Origin of the sequence: Paenibacillus sp. P2(2022), from assembly GCF_029522175.1 — a bacterium.
In the GTDB taxonomy this organism is placed as follows: Bacteria; Bacillota; Bacilli; order Paenibacillales; family Paenibacillaceae; genus Paenibacillus; species Paenibacillus polymyxa.
This window is the reverse complement of sequence record NZ_JAKWFI010000011.1, coordinates 70,689-96,312: the sequence shown is the minus strand read 5'-3', so window position 1 is coordinate 96,312 and position 25,624 is coordinate 70,689. Positions and strand designations below refer to the sequence as shown.

Genomic DNA, 25,624 nt, shown 5'->3' with positions numbered 1-25,624 from the left:
GTGTTACTCACCCGTCCGCCGCTAGGTTAATTAGAAGCAAGCTTCTAATTAACCCCGCTCGACTTGCATGTATTAGGCACGCCGCCAGCGTTCGTCCTGAGCCAGGATCAAACTCTCCATTAAAGACCAACCAAAGTTGGTTATAGAAAGAGCGATTAGCTCATTTTGAAACTGACGAGATAAAATATCTCTTTGTTTGATTTTGCAAACAAAATCAATTTACTCACTCGTTGTTCAGTTTTCAAAGATCAAACATTTCTTTCGTTGAATCAACTCATCGCCTCATCAACTCTTATATCATATCACTTCCAAACCAACTTTGCAAGCATTTTTTAAAACGTTTTTTTGTATCTCTCGCTCGCAACCACTATGTCTTCTTGGCCGGAATTAGAGTATATCATTCTGAATTTTTAAATGCAAGCTTTTTTATTAAATTGTTTTCACACCTATATGTTTGTAGCTGGGCCCTAGGCTTTTGTTCAAATGGTTACTAGATTGTATATTCATTTTTTCTTTAATATTGATGATTTGACAAACAAAGGATGGGTATAAATGATAAGGAACGCCCGCGCCATTCCCCCCAGCCTTTAATAGTGAATAGGTAGATACTACAGAACTCCAACTTAATGTTTACATGAAAGTTCATCATGGCCCAACCACACCAAAGCAATTTTACCTCATATGAAATAGATTTTGTGAATTGAATAATGACCTTATAGAGGAGTAGATGTTATATGAAACAACGAAGGCTGACCTGGACGAAAGTTGTGTTTTGGGTTATCTCTTGCTTACTGCTTGTCGTTATCTCTGGATTTGTGTATGAGTGGATTGCATCCAAACATGATAAGTCGCAACATCCTCCTCTGGGGAGAATGGTCGACGCTGGAGGTTATCGTCTCCATATTCATAAAATGGGTGCCGGCTCTCCAACGATAGTGCTTGAATCAGGGAGCGGGGAAAGTAGCCTTTCTTGGAGAGATATTCCCGAGAAGCTATCATCCTTTGCCACCGTTGTATCCTATGATCGGGCAGGCTATGCATGGAGCGAAGAGGCAAATACTCCACGTACCGGCGAAAACATCGTTCGGGAGCTTCATACCGCTCTAAAAAATGCAGACATCCAAGCTCCATATATCCTTGTAGGCCATTCCCTCGGGGGGATGTACTCAAGACTCTATGCACAGACGTACAGAGACGAAGTCGCAGGATTGGTTCTGGTGGATGCTAGGCCTGAGAATGATGCCCGGCGGACAAATAAGATCTATGCCAAAGAACGGCCTAAGGTTAATCCCTCGCCGCTCATATCCATTCTCCTAGAAAGATCGGGGGCTTTTCGTCTGTTCCCCAACTTAATGCTAAACGGTCGGGTGGAGTATCGAGATAGAAAATCTTTCGTGAACATTGTTGCTTCCCCCAAGTACTTTCGCTCTGTTGCCGAGGAGGGTGATCTGGCGAGCACTACCGAAGATGCCATACGCGGCCAGCATTTGGGCAACCTCCCTGTACGCGTAATTGCCCGAGGCATTCAGCAAAATTTGACTCAGTTCGGTATAAGTAAGCGTGGAAATGATCAGATCGAACAAAGCTGGCAAATCGGGCAGCGCGAGATGCTCCACATCTCTAACAACAGCAAGCTTATTGTCGCCAAAAAGAGCGAACATATGATTATCCATGATCAACCTGAGCTCGTCATTCAAGTCATCCGTGATCTCATCTCCAATATCCATTATTCTCGGTCAACCATTGCTAAAACAAACACTGATCATTAAGGGCACTACTCTCTGCATGTTGCGGATTTCATAAAATAAAAAGGACGCCCGGGTCCCTCCTTTATAAAGGAACCCGGGCGTCTTTGTTGCCCACTACTATTCTGGTTGATTGATATTAAGACAAAATAGGCTTGTTTTTAGATGAGGCTTCTGCAATTTTACCAAGTATCTGTCTCAGTACTTTAGCATTCTCCCCAACAAAACCGGAATCAAGCAGCACATCGTGCGTTCCGATGACCCCGTATTCTTTGTATTGGCCAAGTGTTGCCTGTTGCCATAACAATTTATCTAATGATGTATCCGGACCAACACTATCATCCTCTGCAATCATAGCATGGATATTCGCATGAACTTCACCTGCGTTAATAAGCTCATCGCGGTAGCTGGAGTAAACCAACATTTTGTCCATGACTCGCTCCCTGTCGGCTGGATCGGCCAGGAATGCTTTGTACTGCTCCCTAATGCTGTCCAGCACCGTCTCGACAATCTCTTCAAGCTCCTCAGGTGTCGATTCATCCTTGGACATCTTTCTCATAGCATCTACCATAATAATGTCCCCAACATGGTAACCTCGGCTTTCCATGGCTTTAGCTACCTCAAAGGCAAGATTTCCTCCAAGTGAGTATCCCAAGAATATATATGGACCCTCTGCTTGAATATCTACGATGGCATCGATGTATCGATCCAACATATCTTGACCCTGGAAACGGTCGCCGATAAATTCCATCCCGTACACCTCGCAAAGCCCATCCAGCTCCTTGGCCATCTCATAGTACCCCAGAGAGTGACCTACCCGAGGAGGGAAGCAAAATACTTTAAGCGCTCCTTTTCCTGGGAAGTGGATAATTTCCATTTCTTGTTCATCGGCAGCAGTTGTTGCCTGCAGCTTGAAAATTTCATGCGCCATTTCTTCCACAGTCGGCAGATTAAATACGGCTTGAAGTGGGAGATGAACACCCATACTGGACGAGATCCTTTGGATCAAGCCCAATACTTTCAGGGAATGACCGCCAAGTTCGAAGAATTGATCCCTGATCCCGATTTCCTGTACGCCGAGCACCTCGGACCAAATCTGTGCGAGCTCTACTTCTGTCTGCGTACGCGGCGCAATATACTCGGCTGTGCTCCGCAGAAGGGTTTCTGGTGCCGGTAGCGCTTTGCGATCCAATTTACCATTTGGATTCAGCGGCATTTGTGCGAGCTGTACGAAAGCAGACGGAATCATATAGCTTGGCAGCTCGCTGCCCAGTGCCTCGCGTAGAACGCCGGCTGCGAGCCCTTCCCCGGCCACAAAGTATGCGCAAAGCTGAGTACTTCCACTGGAGTCAGCCAGTGCTAGAACAACCGCTTCCTGCACCGATGGTACCTTCAGAATTTGTGCTTCCACTTCTCCCAGCTCAATGCGGTAACCGCGGATTTTTACCTGGTGATCAATCCGTCCCAAGTACTCAATATTCCCGTCAGGCAACCACCGAGCCAAATCGCCCGTACGGTAAATCCGTTCACCCGACTTGTACGGATGAGGAATGAACTTCTCTGCCGTCAGTTCCGGCTGATTGAAATACCCTCTCGCTACCCCTTCACCTGCAATGCAGAGTTCCCCCGGCACACCTACTGGTGATACCTGAGAAGCGCTATCCATCATCCATACTTGGACGTTAGCGTACGGTTTGCCGATAGGCACATGCGTTAGAGTCGCAGTCTCACGACTCGTTGTATATCGAGTCGCATATACAGCAGCCTCCGTAGGACCGTAGATGTTCTCCAGTACGGCATAAGGAGACACTTTATAGTACTCTTCCACAAGTTTGGCAGGCAGCGTCTCGCCGCAGGCAAACAGATATTTCAGAGTAAGGAATCCTTGGGTACTGCTTTCCTTCAAATATTGAACGAGCACGCTGAGCATCGAAGGTACCAAATTAAGATGCGTGATTCGGTTCGCATCCACAGCCTCCAGCAGTGCGACCGGATCTTTGTCCACGCCCTGCGGCAGGATCACAAGCGTCCCCTGTCCAAAGAACCAGCAGAACAGCTCTGGCACGGAGAAATCAAAGGTGAATGTCGTTTTGAGCAGGAATCGGTCACCCGCCAACATCGGATATTCAGCTTCCAACTGGCTCAGTGTATGGACGGCGGAGCGATGCTCAATCATTACACCTTTCGGCTTGCCGGTTGAACCCGACGTGTAAATGATATACGCCAGATGTTCTGGTCCTGCAATTGGCTCCAGATTGGAGTCATCCGCATGATACGCCTGCGGATCATCCAGTGCCAGGATCGTGCCAGTGAATGGGAAACGATCCTTGAGATGGCTCTTCGTCAGCAGAAGCTTCGCTCCCGAATCCTCCAGCATGTGGTGAATACGATCCTCAGGGAATTCCGGATCAATCGGAACATAAGCGCCGCCCGCTTTTAGAATGGCATGGATACCTATGATCATCTCAAGCGAACGCTCGACCATGATGCCGACTGGCTGATCTGGTCTGACCCCTTGCGCACGCAGCGTACGTGCGAGGCGGTTGGCCTGCTGATGAAGTTCTCCGTAGGTAAGCTCCGTTTCGCCGAAAATAAGTGCTGTATGATCCGGTGTGAGTGCAGCTTTTTCCTCAAATATGCCGTGAAGGGTCTTCTCACGCGGATAAGGAGCTGCTGTGTCTCCCCATACCTCTATAATTTGTGATTTCTCTTCTGGCGTTATCAGCTCCAGCTCATCAATACGGATAGCAGGTTGTACAGATACGCTTGTCAGAATTTTCGTCAAGTGCCCTTGAATCCGTTCCACGCTCTCCCGGTCATAGACACGGGCATTGTAACGATACAAGAACTCCAGACTACGTCCCGGCAGCACAATGAGGTTAAAATCATAATTTGTCTGTTCAAACATCTGAACATCCGTAATTTTGTATTCAGCCTCATCATTGGCAATTTTCTCTTCCAGATGCTCTTCTACCGGGTAATTCTCAAATACCATGATATGGGAAATCAAATCTTGCTTTTGTTCGCTCTGTGCCTGAATCTCATAGAGCGGATAGGAATCATAAGCATGCCCAGCCAAATATAATTCCTGCTGTCTCTTCATCACATGAGAGAACGTTTCGCTTCCTTCGGCCTGAACTCGAACTGGAACTGTATTAATGAAGAGACCGATCATGCTTTCGATGCCTGGAATCTCGGCAGGTCTCCCCGAAACCACACTTCCGAAGACGACATCCTGGCTTCTATTGTAGCGTTGCAATACGATTCCCCAAGCAGCTTGCATCAGCGTGTTCATCGTCACTTGATGCTGTTTGGCCACTTGTTCCAGGCGCTCGGTCAATTCCGCATCCAATGTGAATACCAGCTTCTCCGACACGTAGGCTTCTGCTTTTACCGATGGCTGTGTGACGGCCTGTGGCAGCTTCGTCTGCTGCTCGTAGCCTTCCAGATACCCTCTCCAGTAGGAGGATGCCTCTTCCTCGCCTTGTTTCTCTAACCATTGAATGTACTGGCTGTACGATGCTGCTACAGGAAGTTCAGGTTCCCTTTGCTCACGCAGAGCTCCGTACGTTTCAAACACTTCCTGGAGCACAAGAGGCATACACCAGCCATCCAAAATGATGTGATGAGAGCTCCACAACAGATGGTAATGCTCTTTTGCAGTACGTAGAATAGCAACACGCAGCAAGGCTTCATTCGTCAGATCAAAACCTCTCGCTTTGTCCTGGTCCATATAAGCTGCAAGACGCGTTTCCATTTCGCCCGGTTCCAGCTCATGCAATTCCTCGTATACGAAATCGCATGCTCTTTCTTTGAACACAATCTGTATAGGGAAGTCGCCCCATCCAGCATGGAAATTCGTTCTCAGTATGGCATGCCGTTTCATCAGATGCTGTAAGCTGCGTTTGAAATCCTCAGGATAGAATACTCCCTGAATTTCAAATGTGGCCTGCTCAAAGTAGACCTCTGAATGAGGCTCCAGCAAGCTGTGGAACAGCATTCCCTTTTGCATCGGTGTCAGTTTATACACATTTTCAATGCTACCGATGTGCCGTGTCTGCTCTTCCAGCTCCTCGATTTCCTCCAAGCTGATATCGTTGAGGAGTACATCGCTTGGTGTAAGCTCGGTTCTATCCTTGCGTGCACAGTGTCCAATGACTTCACTGAGACGTTCCTTCAAGATACCGGCAAACTTTTCTACCGAATCCACATGGAATTGTTGATGGTTATAGCTGACCGAAAGCTGAAGCTGTCCTTCGGTAATCAGTCCATTAATATTCAAGGCCTGATGCTGCACCATCTCCTCACTGACCTCAGACCCTGCCGAGTAAGGGGACACCTCCATCGTTCCTTCTGCAAGATCCTGGTCAAACTGCCCCAGGTAGTTGAAGGTAATCTCCGGTTCTGCCGAGAAGGAGGAGCCAGTGGATACGTCACTCAAATATTTCAAAATACCATATCCTACACCTTTGTTCGGGATACGACGCAGGCCTTCCTTAATACGCTTGATTCTGGCGCCGATCTCCATTTCGCCTCCCATCTCAAGGGCGACAGGATACTGACTTGTAAACCAGCCTATTGTGCGAGTGATATCTAATTCCGGTACAACAGGCTCCCGTCCATGTCCTTCGAGCACGATGCCTACACGTTCGATCCCTGTCCACTCGTGAACAGCCATACCTAGGGCCGTCAAGAGCAGATCGTTAACTTCCGTATTGTAAGCGCGATTCGCCTCTTTCAGGAACTGCTCTGTCTCTTCTGGCGACCATGTTACCGTAACAGCCTCGGTGTCTTTTATGAGAAGAGCGCCGTCTACCTTGTCTTTTGGAAGAAGGGCAAATCCCTCTCCTTCTACCTCTGCCCAAAAACTACGTTCTTGTTCAGCCGCCGGGCTGTTGGCATATTGCGTAATCCCATCAACCCATGCACGGTACGAATCTGTCTTTTGTGGGAGCTTGACCGCTTCTCCACGTGCTGCTTGTTCGTAGCCTTCCTGCAAGTCCTCAAAGAGAATACGCCAGGATACGCCATCCACAGCCAAATGATGAATAACGATCAACAAATGTTCGCCTTCCGCACAGCGGAACAAACCTAGTCTAAAGAGAGGCCCATCCTCCAGAGAGATGCTGCGCTGAATGGCTTCTGCACCAGCTTCTATTGCCAAAGCCGGGTCTTTTTCATCCTGCAAATCGTGGATTTGGAGGCTATACAGCTCACCTTCGCCCAAACTGCGGTTCCACGCTTCTACTCCGTGCTCTCCTTGGCGGAATACCAGTCGCAGCGCATCATGGTGTTCTGCAATTTTTTGAATAACCTTGGCGAGCGCATCGGTATTAAAGCCTTCGCGTCGGTACAGCATGACCGACTGATTAAAGTGATGTAGATCCTTTGACTGCTCTTCGAAAAATCTGCGCTGGGCAGGTCCCAGTTTTACCGTTCCGTGTACCTCGCCCTGATCTGCAATTCGGCTGACTGCGCTAACACGCTGAGCCAGTTCCGCAATTGTTGGATAGCTGAATAAATTCTTCATTTCCAGTTTGTAGCCTGCGTGGAGAAGTCTTGATGAAACCTGAATTGATTTGATCGAGTCGCCTCCAAGTTCGAAGAAATTATCATGTATGCCAACAAGCGGTACGCCGAGCACACCTTGCCAAATCGAAGCCAAAATATTCTCCACATCCGTCCGCGGAGCAGCAAAGGCGGCTCCTGCTTTCACACCCAAGTTTGGTTCAGGCAGTGCCTTACGATCCAGCTTGCCATTTGGTGTCAAAGGCATTACGTCCATTTGGACAAAGTAAGACGGAATCATATATGCAGGCAGTTCGGCAGACAGTTCATTTCTCAGCTCGCTGACAGACATTTCCCGATCAGCTACAAAGTAAGCACATAGAGACTTCTGTCCATTGGCGTCTGCCCACGCAACAACGAGAGCTTCCTCCACAAGTGGCATATCCAGCAACTTGGCCTCAATCTCACCAAGCTCAATACGATAGCCCCGTATTTTAACTTGATGGTCAATACGCCCAATGTACTCAATGTCTCCATTAGGAAGGCGACGAGCCAAATCTCCGGTCCGATACATATTTCCTTCCGCAGCGAACGGATCCCTAATGAATTTTTCTGCGGTAAGATCCGGACGATTCAGGTATCCACGGGCTACTCCGTCCCCGGCGATGTACATTTCGCCCTCCACACCTAACGGTACAAGACGAAGCTGTTCATCCAGGATATGAATGTATATGTTGTCGGACGGCAATCCAATCGGTACGGATTCCCGTGTATCCTTCGCAGGATCGTACAGGTGAATCATGCAGCCAACGACGGTTTCGGTTGGGCCGTATTCATTGTAAATTTTGATGTTGCCGCCAAAGAGATCGGTAATCGTTTTGGACAAATGCGTGGTCAGATTCTCTCCACCCACAATAAGCTGCTGAATACGACTCTCCGCTGGAATGGTCATGTCTTTTATGAGACTGAGATGCGTCGGCGTCAGCTTGAGAATATCGACCGCATTTTCGCGCAAAATATGCTGAACGACCTCTGCCTTATCTATACCATCATAAATCCGTACTATTCCTCCGTTTATTAACGGAGTAAACATTGATGTCATCGTCAAGTCAAACGAAATGGATGAGTACAGCGGGAAGTCCGTTGGTTGCCCTGCACAATAGACCTTATTGGCCCACCAGATGTAGTTCACGATCCCTTTATGGTTAATCATGGTTCCCTTCGGATTCCCTGTTGTACCTGAGGTATAGATTAAATACACTAAGTCGTTTCCTCTTACAGGAATATTAGGATTATCCACTCCGGTTCCGTAGATGTGCGGAGAATCCAATTCCATAACCATTCCCTCAAAGGAGGCCAGCTTCGTCAGGTGGCTCTGTGTGAGCAGAATCTCAGCGCCGGAGTCCTTCAGAATATACTGAATCCGCTCCTGCGGATATTCAGGATCAATAGGTACATAGGCTCCGCCTGCTTTGAGTACACCCATGATGGCAACCAGCAGTTCCACTGACCGATCCGCCAACAGACCCACTACTTGTTCACTCCGCAGTCCCTGGTCTATCAAGGTCGAAGCCAGTCTGTTCGCCCGCTCGTTCAACTCCCGATACGTGATCTGGATATCGCCGCTTACTGCTGCGATCTTATCTGGCGTACGGACAACCTGTTCCTCAAACAAGGTATGCAGACCCTGATCACTTGGATAGGCATGAGCCTTGCCACCCCAGTCAAGCAGCTTCGTCCGTTCCTCCGGTGTTACAATCTCCAGCTCCTGTATCGTCGCTTGCGGACGAGTAGCTACCTGATCGAGCATTTGCAACAAATGTCCTCCGATTCGCGCAATGCTTTCTTGCTCGTAGACCGAAGCATTGTAGCGAATGCAGACCTTAATGTCCTCGCCTGGAATGACAACGAGGTTAAAGTCATAGTTGGTTTGCTCAAACATGGCGAAGTTGGCGACTTCGAGATTGTCCTCTGTGTGATTACCCGACTGTTCTACCTGTTCGTCGAGCGGATAATTTTCAAAGATCATAATATGAGAAATCAGGTCTTGCTTTTGGCTTGTTTTCCCCTGAATCTCATACAGCGGATAGGTGTCGTAGGCACGACCAGCCAACGAATGTGCCTGTGTACGTTTCATCACCTCGACAAAGGCCTCGTCTTTGGATGACTGTACGCGGATAGGTACTGTATTAATAAACAGACCCACCATATTCTCGATCCCTGCAATCTCTGCAGGTCTACCTGATACAACGCCACCGAAAACAACATCCGAGCTGGCATTGTAATGTTGGAGAATCAGGCCCCAGGCTGTCTGCATGAGTGTGTTGACGGTCACATGATTGCGCTTCGCGACAACATCCATTTTATGGGTCAAGGACGCGCCCAAATGGAGAACATGCTCATTCAGAACGTAACCCTCTACTTTAGCTTGAGATTTCGTTTTAGCTTCCGGCAATACAGTATTACCGTCATAGTCTTCGAGATATTGGCTCCAATATGTTGAAGACTCTTGATCGTCCTGTGCATCAAGCCATTCTATATAACGGCTGTAGGGCTGAGCCGGTGGTAGTACAGGCTGTACTTGCTGACGCAGGGCAGAATAATAATCGAACAGCTCCTGTGTAATAATCGGGATGCACCAGCCATCCATGACAATATGATGGAAGCTCCACAATACAAGGCAGCTTTGTTCCTTTTGCAAAACAGTCACTCGCATCAGCGGATCTTCTGACAAGCTGAATCCCTTAGCCATATCTTCAGTAGTGTAAGCCTGAATTTGGGCTTCTTGCTCCTGCAACGTACCGGCACGCAAATCTACGTAGTTTAGAGGGATTGGCCGTTGCTTAAAGACAACTTGCAGCGGTACATCAGCGATATTGTTGTAAAAGCCGGTACGCAATATGGCATGTCGTTGCGCCAAAGCCTGGAAGCTCTCGAAGAAGATATCTACATCGAAGCTGCCACGTAGCTCAAACGTTGCCTGCTCAAAGTATGAAGAGGAGTCCGGCTCCAGCAAGCTGTGGAAGAGCATGCCCTTCTGCATTGCCGTTAGCTTGTACACATCCTCAATCTCTCCAATATGGGCCGTTTGGGCTGTGAGTCGATCAAGCTGCTCCAGGGTCAGTCCTTGGAACAGAACATCACTCGGCGTAAGCTGCGAACGCTCCTGAGTCACACAATGCTGGATGACCTCGCTAAGACTCGACTGTAATAATTCAGCAAAATGACTTACCGTCTCCTTACGGTACTGCCTGTTGCTGTACGTAATCGTCAGTGATAGCTGGCCTTCGGCAATCATGCCATTCACATCCAGAGCATATTGCTGTGGTGTGTGATCACTGAGCGCCTTACCGACTGAATGTGTAGACAAGCTAAGAGCATTGCCTTCCAAATCCTGATCAAACTGTCCAAGGTAGTTGAAGGAAACTTCCGGTTCTACGCTGAATCGAGTACCTTTTTCCGGTGCCATATACTTCAGCAAACCGTAGCCGATGCCTTTGTGCGGAACCTCTCGCAAATTCTCCTTGATGCGCTTGATTTGGGCAGATACTTCCTGCCCACCTTGCACGTTCAGCAGAACAGGGTATTGGGTGGTGAACCAGCCCACGGTACGGGTAATATCCAGATCTGGTACGATCATTTCCCGGCCATGCCCTTCAAGGTTAACCAAAATCTGTTCCATGCCTGTCCAGCGCTGAATAGCTGCTCCCAGCGCAGTCAAGAGCAAATCATTCGTCTCCGTATGATAAGCCCGGTTTGCTTGTCGCAACAGCAGGTCCGTTTCTTCAGCAGACCACGTTACCGTAACCGACTCGGTATCCCGAATGGTGCCCGGTTCCTGATCCTCATCCTTTGGCAGTGGAGCCAGCATCGTCTCCTCAATCTGCTGCCAGTATGAACGTTCCTCGTCCAGGGCAGGGCCTGCTGCATATTTCGCCGCTTGCTCGGACCATACAAGATACGAATCGGTCTTTTGCGGAAGAACAATCGCTTGTCCATTCAACGCCTGCTCGTATCCTGTTGCAATGTCTTCAAACAGGATGCGCCAGGATACGCCGTCAACCAAGAGGTGATGAATGACAATCAACAAATGATCGCCATCATTACAATGGAACAAGCCTAGCTTGAACAGAGGGCCGTCTTCCAAGTGGAAGCTTGCCTGGATGGCATCGGCCTGGGCTTGAACAGCAGCTGCCTGGTCTTCTACCTGTCTCATATCGACGATGTCCAATGTGTAGCGTTCGCCTTCGTCAATTCCCCGATTCCAAGCTGCATATCCAGCTTCTGTAGACCGGAAAACCATACGTAGCGCGTCATGATGAATCGCAACTTGGTCCATTGTCAACCGGAGTGCAGCCTCATCAAAGCCGTCTTTCCGATGGAGCATGACAGCATGATTGTAATGATGTGGCTCCGCTGTGTGACGTTCAAAGAACCAGCGCTGAATTGGCATTAACTCCGCTGCACCTTTGATTTCACCCTGCTCTGCTGTGCGTCCGGCTACTTGAAGATACGGGCTTAGCTCAGCAATTGTCGGATATTTGAAGAGATCCTTCATCTCTAATTTATATCCTAATTGGAACAATCTAGAGGACACCTGAATCGCCTTGATGGAGTCACCACCCAGATCGAAGAAGTGATCATGGATGCCGACCTGCTGTGCTCCTAACACACCTTGCCATACAGAAGCCAAAGCTTCCTCAGCTGCGTTCCTCGGCGCTTCATAAACCGCTCCAGTCTGCACATTGGTCTCAGGAGCTGGAAGTGCTTTGCGATCCAGCTTACCATTTGGTGTCAACGGCATCTGTTCCAATTGCATGAAGTAAGACGGAATCATATAAGCCGGCAGCTCAGCAGCCAAGGCTTTTCTCAATTCGCCTACTGTCAGCATCTGATCGGCAGTGAAATAGCCCACCAGTACTTTTTGTCCACTTCCATCCTCCCGGGCAAGCACAACGGCCTCCCTCACAGACGGAGCATGGAGCAACTTCGCCTCCACTTCTCCCAGTTCGATACGGTAACCCCGGATTTTAACCTGATGGTCAATCCGTCCCAAATACTCCATGCTGCCATCCGGCAACCAGCGTGCCAAGTCACCTGAGCGGTACATGCGCTCGCCCGCTTCAAACGGATGAGCTACAAACTTCTCTGCCGTCAATTCCGGTCGGTTCAGGTAGCCACGCGCCAGGCCTTCGCCCGCCACATAGAGTTCACCCGGAATGCCAATCGGTTGTGGACGGCGTTGTTCATCCAGAATGTACGCACGTAGTGTCGGAATCGGAATACCGATATTGCTGCGGCCCTGTTCAATTTCCAGTTCCGTAATTTCCTTATACGTTACATGCACGGTCGTTTCCGTGATGCCATACATGTTGATGAGCTGTACTTGCGGATATTTCGCTCTCCAGTCCTTGAGCAAGGCCGGGCTTAATGCCTCCCCGCCGAAGATAATCATGCGAAGACTCAATTCTGCCGCGCGATGACTAAGTTCTTCTTGTAGTAACTGATAGAAGTATGTTGGCGTCTGGTTCAACACGGTAACCTTCTGGTCCTTAAGCAACTGCAAGAAACGCTCTGGGCTCTTCGCAGTAAGCGATGGAACGATGACTAGACGACCTCCGTTCAGCAATGCCCCGTACATCTCCCATACGGAGAAGTCGAAACAGAATGAATGGAACAGCGTCCACGTATCCTGAGGACCGAAATCAAACATATTTTTATCATTAAAGAGCAAGCGGACTACATTTTTGTGCTCGATCAGCGTTCCCTTTGGCTTGCCTGTCGTACCCGATGTGTAGATAACGTAGGCAAGATGATTCGGTCCAGCCGTAGGCTCCAGATTTGAGACATCTTCCTTGTAGGAAGCCGCCTCGTCCAGATTAACGATGTCCCCGGTGAAGGAGATACGTGTCTCCAGATGCGCTTGTGTCAGCAGCAGCTTGGCTCCCGAATCCTCAAGCATAAAGCGAATGCGGTCCTCTGGATATTCAGGGTCGACAGGGACATAAGCCCCGCCTGCCTTCAAGATGGCCAAAATCCCGACGACCATTTCAAGGGAACGATCCGCCATGATTCCAACCAAACCGTCTGGTTGCAGACCACGCTCGCGGAGCGTTCTGGCAAGTCCATTGGCCCGCTCATTCAGCTCGCTATAGGACAAGGTTGCCTCTTCACATACGACCGCTACTGCATCCGGATTACGGACAGCCTGTTCCTCGAACAGTGCATGAATCGTTTGGTCACGAGGATAATCTGCTTTGGCTTCGTCTGCATCTTTCATCAGCATCGACTTTTCCTGCGGTGTCACGATATCAAGGGATGACAACGACAATCCCGGATTGGCGATAGCTTCCTGAATAAGCTGTACAAAGTGGCCTGCCATCCGCTCAGCGGTCTCCCGCTTGTAGATTGCAGTCGCGTATTCCAACGTGCAGTTCAATGCCCCATCCGCTTCACTCACTGTCAGCGTGAGGTCGAACTTGGCAGCAGGATGGGCCTGATCGTAAGGAGTGAAACGCAATCCCTCTATTTCTTGTTCTCCCTGCTCGATATTTTGCAGAACAAACATAGTATCAAATAGTGGGTTACGACTCAGGTCACGCTGAAGCTCCAGCTTCTCTACCAGCTCCTCGAACGGATAATCCTGGTTTTCATAGGCCCGCAGTGCTGTTTCCTTCACTTCCTTCAAGTAAGCCTCGAAGGACTTTTCGCCCTCTGGATAAGTACGCAGTGCCACTGTGCCTACGAACATACCGATAAGGCCCTCGAGTGTGGCATGGGATCTTCCCGCCACTGGTGAACCGACAATGACATCTTCCTGCCCCGTGTACTTGTGCAAGAGCGTCGTATAGGCTGCCAGCAGCACCATGAACAGCGTAGAACCTGTTCGGGTAGCCAGCTCCTGGAGTGAAGCGCTCAGAGAAGCATCAATCTGGAAGTCAATCCGATCTCCCGCAAAGCTTCGTACCGCAGGACGAACTTCATCTACTGGCAAATCCAGCACTGGCAAGCTTCCGCGGAATGCATCCAGCCAGTAAGCTTCCTGGGCTTTTAGACGCTCGCTTCCGAGCTGCTCTTGCTGCCATACCGCATAGTCTGTGTACTGGATCTGCAACGCAGGCAATACGTCCTCTTCTTGGTAGAAGTGAAGGAACTCTTCTATGAGAATATTCATAGAAACCCCATCCGAGACAATATGATGCATATCGAACAACAGTAAATGGCGCTCGTGTGCAATTCGAATGAGACCTACCCGCAGCAATGGTGCTTCGCCAAGGTCAAAAGGATGAACAAACTGCTGAAGGGCAGCTTCTGCCTCTGTCTCGCTCAACTCCGCATATTCCACCGTAAACGGAACATCCGGTAGGATCTGCTGTACAGGTTCACCGTTAACAGTCACAAAACGGGTGCGCAGTGAACCATGACGATGAATCAGACGACGGAATGCCTGCTCCAGTCGTTCCCGATTCAGGGCTCCCTCAACCGTAAGAATACCTGGCATATTGTAGCTCAGCTCTCCGCCTTCCAGCTGGCTAAGGATAAACAGCCGTTTTTGGGCTGAGGACAATGGGTAGTGCTCTCGCGCTCCCGCTGTAGGAATTTCTTCAAAATTCAGCGGTGTATAGCCCTCAATGGCACGAGCCAAGCCTTCAATGGTAGGCGACTCGAACACTTCTCTTAGGCTAATCTCGCGGTTCATCTCCTTACGAATTCGTGAGACTAGCAGAGCTGCACGCAGTGAATGGCCTCCAAAATGGAAGAAATTATCCTTTACTCCCGCGCTCTCTACACCCAGCACCTCTTGCCAGATTTCGGCTAATTGAATTTCTACAGGTGTCTGTGGAGCCTCAGATGAAGCAACTGCCCATCCTTGCTCTCCCTGCAGCGCTTTTCGATCTATTTTTCCGTTCGACGTCAGAGGCATGTCCTCCAGTTGTACGAAGCGGGAAGGGATCATATATCCAGGTAACATCTCCGACAGAACTGCCCGGAGCTCCGATACCTCAAGCTTCTGAGCAGCTACAAAGTAAGCGACTAGATCTTTGTAGCCATCCTCACTTTCCACAGCCAAGGCCACGACTTCCTGAACGAACGGCACTCTGAGCATGTGTGCTTCGACCTCGCCCAGCTCGATCCGATAGCCACGAATTTTGACTTGGTGATCTATTCGGCCTAAGTACTCGATAGTTCCATCTGGTAACCAACGAACCAAATCACCCGTCCGATACATACGCTCTCCTGGAGTAAACGGATTGTCCACGAACTTCTCATCCATTAACGCAGGCTGGTTATGATAGCCCCGGGCTAACCCGATACCTGAAATGCATAGCTCTCCAGCTACGCCGACAGGCAGCACTCTGAAATGGTCATCCAAGATATACACACGATGGTTAGCAATGGGTTGTCCAATGGACACCCGTTCCATCGTTTCTTCACTGTCCGGGACCGTCCACATTGTGGTGCATACAGAATCCTCTGTTGGGCCATAGCCATTGAAGTACTGTACGTGCTTCCTCCATTTTTCGATCAACTCGACCGATGTGGCCGATCCGGCGGTTAGCAGGCATCGCAGTGCTGGCAGGCGCTCCGGCTCAAGGTGAATAATGTAAGCTGGTGGCAGAGTCGCTATCGTAATTGCCTTGCTGTTCATGAACTGCTCGAACAGGGCATGATCTAAAATATCTTGCGTAGAAGGAATGCATAGAGTAGCCCCGTGGCTCAGTGCCGTTATAATCTCGGAAACCGATGCATCGAACGACAGACTTGCAAACTGAACGATCCGATCCTGCGGTGTAACTTCGAAGAGTCCCCGATATACGTCCGACAGATTTCGTAGTCCGCGGTGTTCCACTAATACGCCCTTAGGCTGACCCGTCGTGCCCGAAGTATAGATCACGTAAGCCAGGTCATCAGAGTTGGCCGTATCCTTCAAATTCGATTCATCGGCATCATAGGTCGACGGTTCTTCCAGCAACAGGACATTTCCCATCCAGTCTATATGCTCCAAAAGATGCGCTTGGGCAAGGATCATCTTCGTCCCCGAATCTTCGAGCATGTAGTTGATTCGCTCTTTCGGATACTCTGGATCCATTGGAACGTAGGCGCCCCCGGCTTTCATAATGCCGTACATCCCAACGATCATATCCGTTGACCGTTCAACAAGCAGCCCCACCAGGTCTCCCGTCTTGATTCCCTCAGCACGCAGTCTTCTCGCCAATCCATTGGCTTTTGCGTTCAGCTCGGCATAGGTCAGCATCTCGTTCTCAAACAGAATGGCAGTCGCGTCCGGCGTTCGAGCCGCCTGTTCCTCCAACAGCCCGTGAAACGTGGTACGGTGTTTGGAGCTGGCTTCCGTTTCTCCCCATACGTTCAGAATCTGCTCTCTCTCCTGCGGCGTAACCAATTCCAGAGCGTCCACGGAAATCGCTGGATTCTCCACAATTTGTTCCATGAGGTGAAACAAGTGACCCTTGATTTGTTCAATCGTGGATGGATCATAGACAAGCGCATTGTATTGGAACAACAATCTCATCTCTTTGCCCGGTAGAACAATTAAGTTAAAATCGTAATTCGTTTGTTCAAGAAGCTCCGCTTCCTCAATCTCAAAGGCAGCCTCGCCATCTCCTAGACGCTCTACTTCCTCTTCCACAGGATAATTCTCAAATACCATAATATGTGAGATTAGATCCTGCTTTTGGTCCGTCTGAGCCTGAATTTCAAACAACGGGTAGGTGTCATACATATGAGAAGCCATATATTGCTCCTGCTGTTGCTTCATCAGGACTGTGAAGGGGAGATGTTCTTCCGTCTTCACACGAACTGGAATTGTATTAATGAACAAACCGATCATCCGGTCAATTCCCGGAATTTCAGCCGGTCTGCCTGACACTACACTTCCGTATACAACATCCCGACTACCGTTATAGCGTTGAAGCGCAACGCCCCAGATGGACTGCAGCAATATATTCATCGTGACATGAGCATCTCTGGCCACCTTTTCCAGACGTTCAGTCAATTCCCTGCTGACAGGATAGTTCAGCTTTTCTGCTACATAGCCTTCTCCTTTGACTGCTCCACCGACTTGAGGTAAAAGCGTCTGTTGCTCATAACCGGCCAGATATCGGCTCCAATAGTCGGCCGCAGCTGCTTCATCCTGCTGTTCCAGCCATTCAATATATCGGCTATACGGCTGGACCTCTGCCAGCTGAGGCTCTCTTCCTTCCAGGAGGGCAAAATAGTGTTCAAACACCTCCTGTGTAATTAATGGAACACACCATCCATCCATGACGATGTGGTGAAAGCTCCACAAGAGACGGAAGCTCTCTTCATCTGTTTGCAAAATCGATACACGGAGAAGCTCATCTTCAGACAGGTTGAAGCCCTGTGCTTTGTCCTCAGCGGCAAATGTCTTTAGGTAAGCTTCACGCTGCGGTGCATTCATCTCACGCAGGTCTTCATACACCAGTTTGGCGCCTCTGTGCCGAAATACGACTTGTAAAGGCTCACTGCCCCAACCACTGTAGAAGTTCGTGCGCAGAATGGCATGACGCTCCACCACTGCATCCAGACTGTGTCCGAAAGCGGTCGGATCAAAACTACCCTTAAAGTCAAAGGCGGCCTGCTCAAAATAAGCACCTGTATGCGGCTCGAACATATCATGAAACAGCATGCCCTTCTGCATCGGCGTCAGGCTGTATACATTCTCAATATCGCCTATGTGGCTGGTCTGCCTCGAAAGCTCCTCCAGATCAGCAATGCTCAGCCCCTTGGCAAGCACATCGCTTGGTGTCAATACAGTTTTTTCCTGGGTTGCACAATGCTGAAGAAGCTGCCGTAGGCTTTCTTCAATATATCCAGCGAGCTGTTTCATTGTAGATGACTTATACTGTTTTCCGTTATAACTCATCGTCAGAGTCAAGGCTCCGTCTGTCACCATGCCATTAATATCTAGCGTATAGGCTGGCTCTCCCAACAGGCTTTGCGGGCTTCCGGTCGGATAAGGAGAAACCTGCAACGAGCTTCCTTGCAAATCCTGATCAAACTGCCCCAGATAGTTAAAAGAAATTTCAGGCTGCAAATTGAAACTGTCTGCGTCCTCCTGACTCGCCATCGTTTTGAGCAACCCATATCCGATACCTTTATTCGGAATACGGCGCAGCTCTTCTTTCACTGATTTGATTAAGGCTGACAACTCAAGATCATTTCCCAAGTCTAAAATGACTGGGTATTGGCTTGTAAACCAGCCAACAGTACGGGTAATATCGATATTCGGTATAATCGGCTCACGACCGTGCCCCTCAAGATTCACAGCGATCTTACCAATACCAGACCATTTGGATACCGCCATGCCTAGAGCAGTCAATAGCAGATCGTTCGTCTCCGTTTGGTAAGCACGATGGGCTTTTCTCAGCAGTTGATCGGTTTCTTCTACCGTCCATTGTGCTGTCACCACTTCGCTATCCTGTAATAAAAGGCTTTCCACAGCCTCATCCTTCGGCAACTGCTCGAGTGGCTGATCCCCAAGCTTGCTCCAATACGCCCGATGCACCTCGATTTCTGGTCCTTCCGAATAACGGGCAATAGCGTCTCCCCAATCACGGAAGGAATCCGTTTTCTGCGGAAAGGTCAGTGCTTGTCCTTGGATCACCTGTTCATAGCCTGCTGCGAAGTCCTCGAACAAAATCCGCCAGGATACTCCGTCCACCACTAAATGATGGATCACGATCAGAAGGTGGTCTCCATCCTGACAATGGAAAAGCCCTAACTTCATCAGTGGACCTTCTGCCAGATTGATGCTGCGCTGGATGTCATCCGACAGCGTTGTAATGGCTGCAACCGGATTAGATTCGCTCCGTAAATCAGCAGTGATCAGGCTATACAGCTCTCCTTCTCCAAGATCACGGTTCCAAGCTTCGTAGCCATGCTCGGTCTGCCGAAAAATCATGCGAAGGGCGTCATGGTGCTCAGCCAATTTTCTCAGCACATGATGCAAGGCCTTTTCCTCAAATCCCTGTTCACGATACAGCATGACCGCTTGATTGAAGTGATGAGGCTCTGCCTGTTTCCGCCCAAAGAACCACTGTTGGACTGGAGTCAAGCGAGCCGCTCCGCGCACAACTCCCTGTTCAGCCATATGCACAGCCGTTTGTATTTCTGCACCTAGCTCGGCAATGGTCGGGGACTTGAACAGTTGCTTCATCTCTAACCGATAGCCAGCCTGCAGCAACCGTGACGACACCTGAATGGCCTTGATGGAATCTCCGCCCAATTCAAAGAAATTGTCATGGATACCCACCTGTTCGGCACCCAGCACCCCTTGCCAGACAGACGCCAAAGCTTCTTCAGCCGGTGTACGAGGAGCTGTATACTTCCGTCCTGTATGCGCACCTACTTGCGGAGCTGGCAGAGACCTGCGGTCTACTTTTCCGTTTGACGTTAATGGCATACGATCCATCTGGATAAAGTAGGATGGCATCATATAGCCCGGAAGTACCTGCGATAGAGCAAGGCGTACTTCGCCTGCCGTGAGTGTACGATCTGCCACATAATAAGCGCAAAGCTGCTTCTCTCCAAGCTCATCCGCGCGAACGACGACTACGGCTTCAACTACTGACTCCACCTTGGCTAATTGAGCCTCGATTTCGGGGAGTTCGATACGGTAACCGCGTATTTTGACCTGCTCATCAATTCTTCCCTTAAACTCCAGGTTCCCATCTGGAAGCCAGCGAACCAAATCACCAGTTCGGTAGCAGCGTTCCCCTTCCTTAACAGGACTAGGGACAAATTTTCTGCTGTGAGGTCAGGACGATTGAGGTATCCGCGCGCTACACCTTCACCGCCGACGATCAGCTCGCCCCAAGCACCAATGGGCTGTAATTGCAGCGATCCATTGACTACATAAGCGGTCGAGTTACTGATCGGGCGCCCAATCGGCACGCCCCCTTCAACACGACCCGGAATCTTGTAGGTGGTGGAGAAGGTCGTATTCTCTGTCGGACCATAGCCATTGATAGGGACAAGATCAGGATTAGCCTCAATGACACGGTTTATATGAGATATGGACAGTACGTCACCACCTACCAGCAATGCTTTCAGTCCTCTGAACAGGTACTCGTCCTGCAGTGAAAGCTGATTGAAAAGCGGTGAAGTAAGCCACATGGTCGTAATTCCGTATTTGGCAATAGCTGCTTTGAGCCGATCGGCAATCAGGATATCGTCGTTCTCTACGAAATAAAGCTGTCCGCCGTTAAGCAACGCTCCCCATATCTCAAAGGTCGAGGCATCGAAGGCCACGGCTCCTGTCTGCAAAATTCGCGTGGATTCGTTCAGCTCCACATAATTGGTTTCTTTGACCAGACGGACCACGTTCCGATGTTCAACCATAACGCCCTTCGGTCTACCTGTCGTACCCGAGGTATAGATCACATAAGCGAGTCCCTGTGGTCCCTGAACTGTCTCCTCAGCTTGGACAGGATCAGACGCATAAGCCTCTTCACTGCTGAGGTCAACAATCGGTATACCGTAGTCTACATTTATAAGCTCGCCCTTTTGTACCAGTAGTAGCTTGGCATCGGAATCTTCGAGCATATAACGAACCCGATCTTCTGGGTAATCAGGATCGATCGGCACATAGGCTCCACCAGCCTGAAGCACGGCAAGCATACCAACCACCATCTCGATACTCCGTCCGCCCATAATAGCCACCGGTTGCTCCCTTAGCGTCCCCAAACGACGCAGTGTTTGGGCCAAGCGGCTCGCCTTGTCTTCCAACTCAAGGTATGTTAACCGGACATCGCCGAATACCAACGCCGTCTGCTCCGGTGTATGCTTGACTTGTTCCGCGAACAATGCATGAATGGTCTTATCCCTTGGATAAGGAGTAGCTGTCGCGTTGAATACTTCAATGATCTGTACTTTCTCCTCCGGTGTAATCATTTCAATCTCAGCCAGTTGCAACTGAGGATTGGCCGCGACTGCATGCAGAACCCGAAGCAAGTGCGTGGCCAGTCGCTCTACAGTTTCTCGCCGATACAAAGCCGTACTATACTCAAGGCCAAAGGCTAGTTCTGCGTCTTTCTCCTCTACATTAAGGGACAGGTCAAATTTGGCTGTGACGGTGTCCATCGGGTAAGGAGTAAAGTGCACGCCATCCATGTCTTGCTCTTCCTGCTCCGTATTTTGCAATACCAACAGGGTGTCAAAGAGCGGATTGCGGCTGACATCACGTCCTACGCCCAGTTTTTCGACCAATTTTTCAAAAGGGTAATCCTGATGCTCGAACGCCTTGAGTGCTGTTTCCTTGACTTCCAGAAGATAATCCTGAAAGGTTTTTTCTCCTGCCGGGTAGCTGCGCAAAGCCAGTGTATTGACAAACATACCAATGATGCCCTCAAGCTCCGCTTGTGGTCTGCCGGCTACTGGAGAACCTACGACGATGTCCTTCTGCCCTGTATATTTGTGCAGCAGCACCGAATAAGCGGCCAGCAATACCATATACAGTGTAGTACCTGTACGGGATGCAAGCTCTTGTATCGCCTTATTGCCAGACTCGTCCAATGTAAAATCAATACGGCTACCCTCGAAGCTCCGAACCGAAGGGCGCTGGAAGTCCGTAGGCAAATCCAATACCGGCAACTCTCCTTCAAAGGTTTGCAGCCAATACGCTTCAAGGTCTTGCCATTCTCTTTCCGACTGTTCCCGTTGCCATACCGCATAATCCTTGTATTGAATATGCAGTTCTGGTAGTTGTTCTCCTTGATATAATTGCGTGAGTTCCTCCACTAGTATTTGAATGGAAACCCCATCTGAAATGATGTGGTGCATATCAAACAGCAACAGATGACGCTCCTCCTGCAGCTTCACTAAGCTAACACGAAGCAATGGAGCCTGGCTCAGATCAAAGGCACGGGTAAAGCTGTGAATGAGCGTATCCGTCTCCTCCGCTGAAGCCTCTGTGTAGCCCAACGTGAACGGAACATCCTTATGCACATGCTGAACAAGCTCTCCATCCTGCATATAAAAGCCGGTTCTCAGCGATTCATGGCGCTGGATCAGTGCCTTGAACGCAGACTCCAGCCGCACGCGATCCAACGGTCCGTCCACGGTGAAGGCACCTGGCATATTGTAGCTGAGCTCTCCCCCATCCATCTGTCTCAGCACGTATAACCGCTTTTGCGCTGAGGACACTGGGTATGCTTCGCTTTCTTCAGCCTGTGGAATGGACTCGTACACGGTTGGAATGCGTTCCTTCACCAGTCGCGCCAGGGATTCAACCGTAGGCGATTGAAATACTTCACGCAGCGAAATGCTGCATCCCAGCTCTTTGCGAATCCGCGTAACGAGCAATGTTGCCCGCAAAGAGTGACCACCGATCTCAAAGAAATTATCGTGGACGCCAACGCGGGCGGCTCCCAGGATATCCTGCCAAATAAGCACCAGTTGTGCTTCCACTGCAGTTCTTGGAGCCAGATAATCCTCGCCGGATTGTACGCTACCCTCAGGAGCCGGCAACGCGCGGCGATCCAGCTTGCCATTAGGTGTAAGCGGCATTTGCTCCAACCGAACAAAATAAGAGGGAATCATGTAAGCTGGTAATTCCGTTGCCAGCTGAGACCGCAATTCCCCTGGCGAAAGATCGCTGGAGGCTACATAGTAGGCGCACAGCAATTTTTGTCCCTGTTCGTCGTCCCGGGCGAGGACAATCGTTTCCCGTACGCCCGGAGCTTTGAGAATTTGGGCTTCGACCTCGCCCAGCTCAATTCGGTAGCCGCGAATTTTGACCTGATGATCGATCCGGCCCAAATATTCAATATTGCCGTCAGGCAACCAGCGAGCCAGGTCCCCAGTTCGGTACAGGCGTTCTCCCGCTCGATACGGATGTTCTACAAATTTCTCAGCCGTCAAATCTGGCCGGTTCAAATACCCACGGGCAAGACCATCCCCCGCAATGTATAGCTCTCCCGGAACCCCGACAGGCTGCAAGCGTCTGTGCTCATCAAAAATATAAGCGCTAAGCGTTGGAATGGTTCTACCAATATTGCTTTTGCCTGCTTCTATCTCATGTTCTGTGATTTCCTTGTAAGTGACATGAACCGTCGTTTCCGTAATTCCGTACATATTAATCAGCTGCACATCAGGATACTTTGCCCGCCAGTTTTTCAGAAGAGATGGGCTCAAAGCCTCTCCGCCAAAAATAATTTTTCTAAGGCTAAGTTCTGTGGACGATTGTGCCAATTCTTCCTGTATCACCTGATAAAAATATGTCGGCGTTTGGTTTAAAATGGTGACTCGATTGTCTTTCAACAGCTCCAGGAAGGCTGCCGGGCTTTTAGCTGTAAGGGATGGGACAATTACCAGTTTTCCTCCGTAAAGAAGCGCCCCATACATCTCCCAAACAGAGAAATCGAAGCAGAACGAATGGAATAGAGTCCATGTATCATGGGAACTGAAATCAAATAAATTGTTATCGTTAAAGAGCAGACGAACTACATTTTTGTGCTCGATCAGCGTTCCCTTCGGCTTGCCAGTTGTACCCGATGTGTAGATAACATAGGCCAAATGGCTCGGTCCCGAAATGCTCTCCAGATTAGAAGCATCTCCTGTATACGTTGCCGCTTCGTCCAAACTCACAAGCTTTCCGTCAAAAGTGGTACTCTCCCATAGATGGCTTTGGGTGAGCAATAGACGGACTCCTGAATCCTCTAGCATGTAACGAATGCGTTCTTCAGGATATTCAGGATCAATTGGCACATAGGCCCCTCCTGCCTTCAAAACCGCCAACATGCCGACGACCATATCTAGGGAACGATCCGCCATAATCCCCACGAGTACATCTGCACCAACGCCTTCGGTGCGCAAATATCTCGCAAGCTGGTTAGCCTGCTCATTTAGAGCTAGGTATGTAATGCTCTGCTCGCCCATCTGAACAGCTACGTGGTCCGGCGTGCGCTCAGCTTGTTCCTCGAATAAGCCATGAATGGTCTTATCACGCGGGTAATCCACTACATCGCCTTCCGAAAGAGCCAGAATGGATTGCTCTTCTGCTTCTCCCAATAGATTTACTTCTGCAATGGAAAGCTGCGGTGTATGAATGATCTGCTCGGCGATCGTAAGCAACTGGGACACCATGTCCGTTACTTCACTGCGTTCGAACAGCTCTGTCCGATAATCGATATCCAGTACAAGCTCGCCTTCATCCAAGATTTCCACGATATGAAGCACGAAATCATTCACTTCATCGCCGCAAAAATCATAATCCGTCAAAATGCGCACGTCATCCAAATCAACCCAGTTGATAAGGCGGTATTCCATGGAAACACCAAAAAGCCGCTGAATATCCTTGTTGCCGTGCATTTCTCTAAGATCCTGAATTAACTGATTGTATGGATATTTCTGATGCCGCAAGACTGACATTTGGTCCCTGGCTACTTCCTGCAGGAAGCTTAACACCTCTACATCCTTGTCAACGTATGTTCTGGCGGCAGCCGTGCTGACAAACATACCGATCTTTTGCTTCTCTTTCTTGTTCCCCCGGTTAGCGAACGAGGTACCGATCACCACATCCGGCTGATTCGTCACTTTGTGTATGTAGATATACATCGCACCCATGAAGAATTGGAACAGAGAAATCCTATTTTGTTGGCAAAATGCCTGTAGCTCGTTATATAGCGTCTCCGGCACAGTAAAATGTTCTCGAACAGCTTGGGTACTTAGCGATAACGGGTTATATGACTTCCAGCCTGTGAGTTCAGGCAAATCGGAGAATTTATCCAGCCAGTATGCCTTATCCTTTTGGTACCTGTCAGAAAGCTCATATGCGTTCTCATCTGCAATATATTCAATATAAGAGCAATCATCGCTCAGCTTAGGTTCATTTCCTTGAATTAAATCCATATAAAAGGCTGTCAGTTGATTTCCATAAACCACCATAGAGATCCCGTCAGAAATAATATGGTGCATTTTGATATTAATCCAATACTCTTCCTCACTAATCTTCACAATCAAAAACTGGAAGAGTTCAGAGTCCAGCAATGGCAGAGGTTTGCTTTTGTGCTGCTCAAGTAAGGCTTCCACCTCGGAAATACTATCGATATGAGTAAGATCCAAGCACTCCAACTGTCTTTCTTCATAAGGAACGACATACTGCTGGGGCACTCCATCCACTGAAGTAATACGAATGCGGAACGCATCATACTGTTTGATAATCAAATTGATGGACTGCATGAAGGCAGCGATATTGATGTGACCCTTCATCTTGGCTGTACCGGATAGCTGTGACACGGATGTATCTGGATAGAGTAATTCGGTATACCATATACGCTTTTGCGCATTCGTTAAATCAAATAACTGCATGTTATTCATCTCATTTCACT

3 protein-coding genes and 1 rRNA gene are annotated in these 25,624 nt (G+C 49.3%); 1 reads left to right on the top strand and 3 read right to left on the bottom strand.

Translation table 11 applies throughout. The features are described 5' to 3' along the window. Positions 1 to 123 (bottom strand): 16S ribosomal RNA (locus tag MMB75_RS23380); the annotation flags it as partial. A 611-nt stretch (positions 124 to 734) separates the two neighbouring features. Here MMB75_RS23380 and MMB75_RS23375 point away from each other — a divergent pair. Continuing rightward, complete coding sequence (locus tag MMB75_RS23375; protein WP_016818884.1) at positions 735 to 1,769, top strand: alpha/beta hydrolase; 1,035 nt, start codon at positions 735 to 737, stop codon at positions 1,767 to 1,769. A gap of 115 nt (positions 1,770 to 1,884) precedes the next feature. Here the strand turns inward: MMB75_RS23375 and MMB75_RS23370 are convergent, their stop codons facing one another. Next, positions 1,885 to 19,986 (bottom strand): non-ribosomal peptide synthase/polyketide synthase, encoded by an 18,102-nt coding sequence (locus tag MMB75_RS23370; RefSeq protein WP_277511162.1) that lies wholly within the window; start codon positions 19,984 to 19,986, stop codon positions 1,885 to 1,887. Continuing rightward, positions 19,878 to 25,613 (bottom strand): non-ribosomal peptide synthetase, encoded by a 5,736-nt coding sequence (locus MMB75_RS26270; RefSeq protein WP_277511161.1) that lies wholly within the window; start codon positions 25,611 to 25,613, stop codon positions 19,878 to 19,880. Before MMB75_RS26270 ends, MMB75_RS23370 begins: the two co-directional genes overlap by 109 nt. Between the last annotated feature and the right edge of the window lie 11 nt (positions 25,614 to 25,624).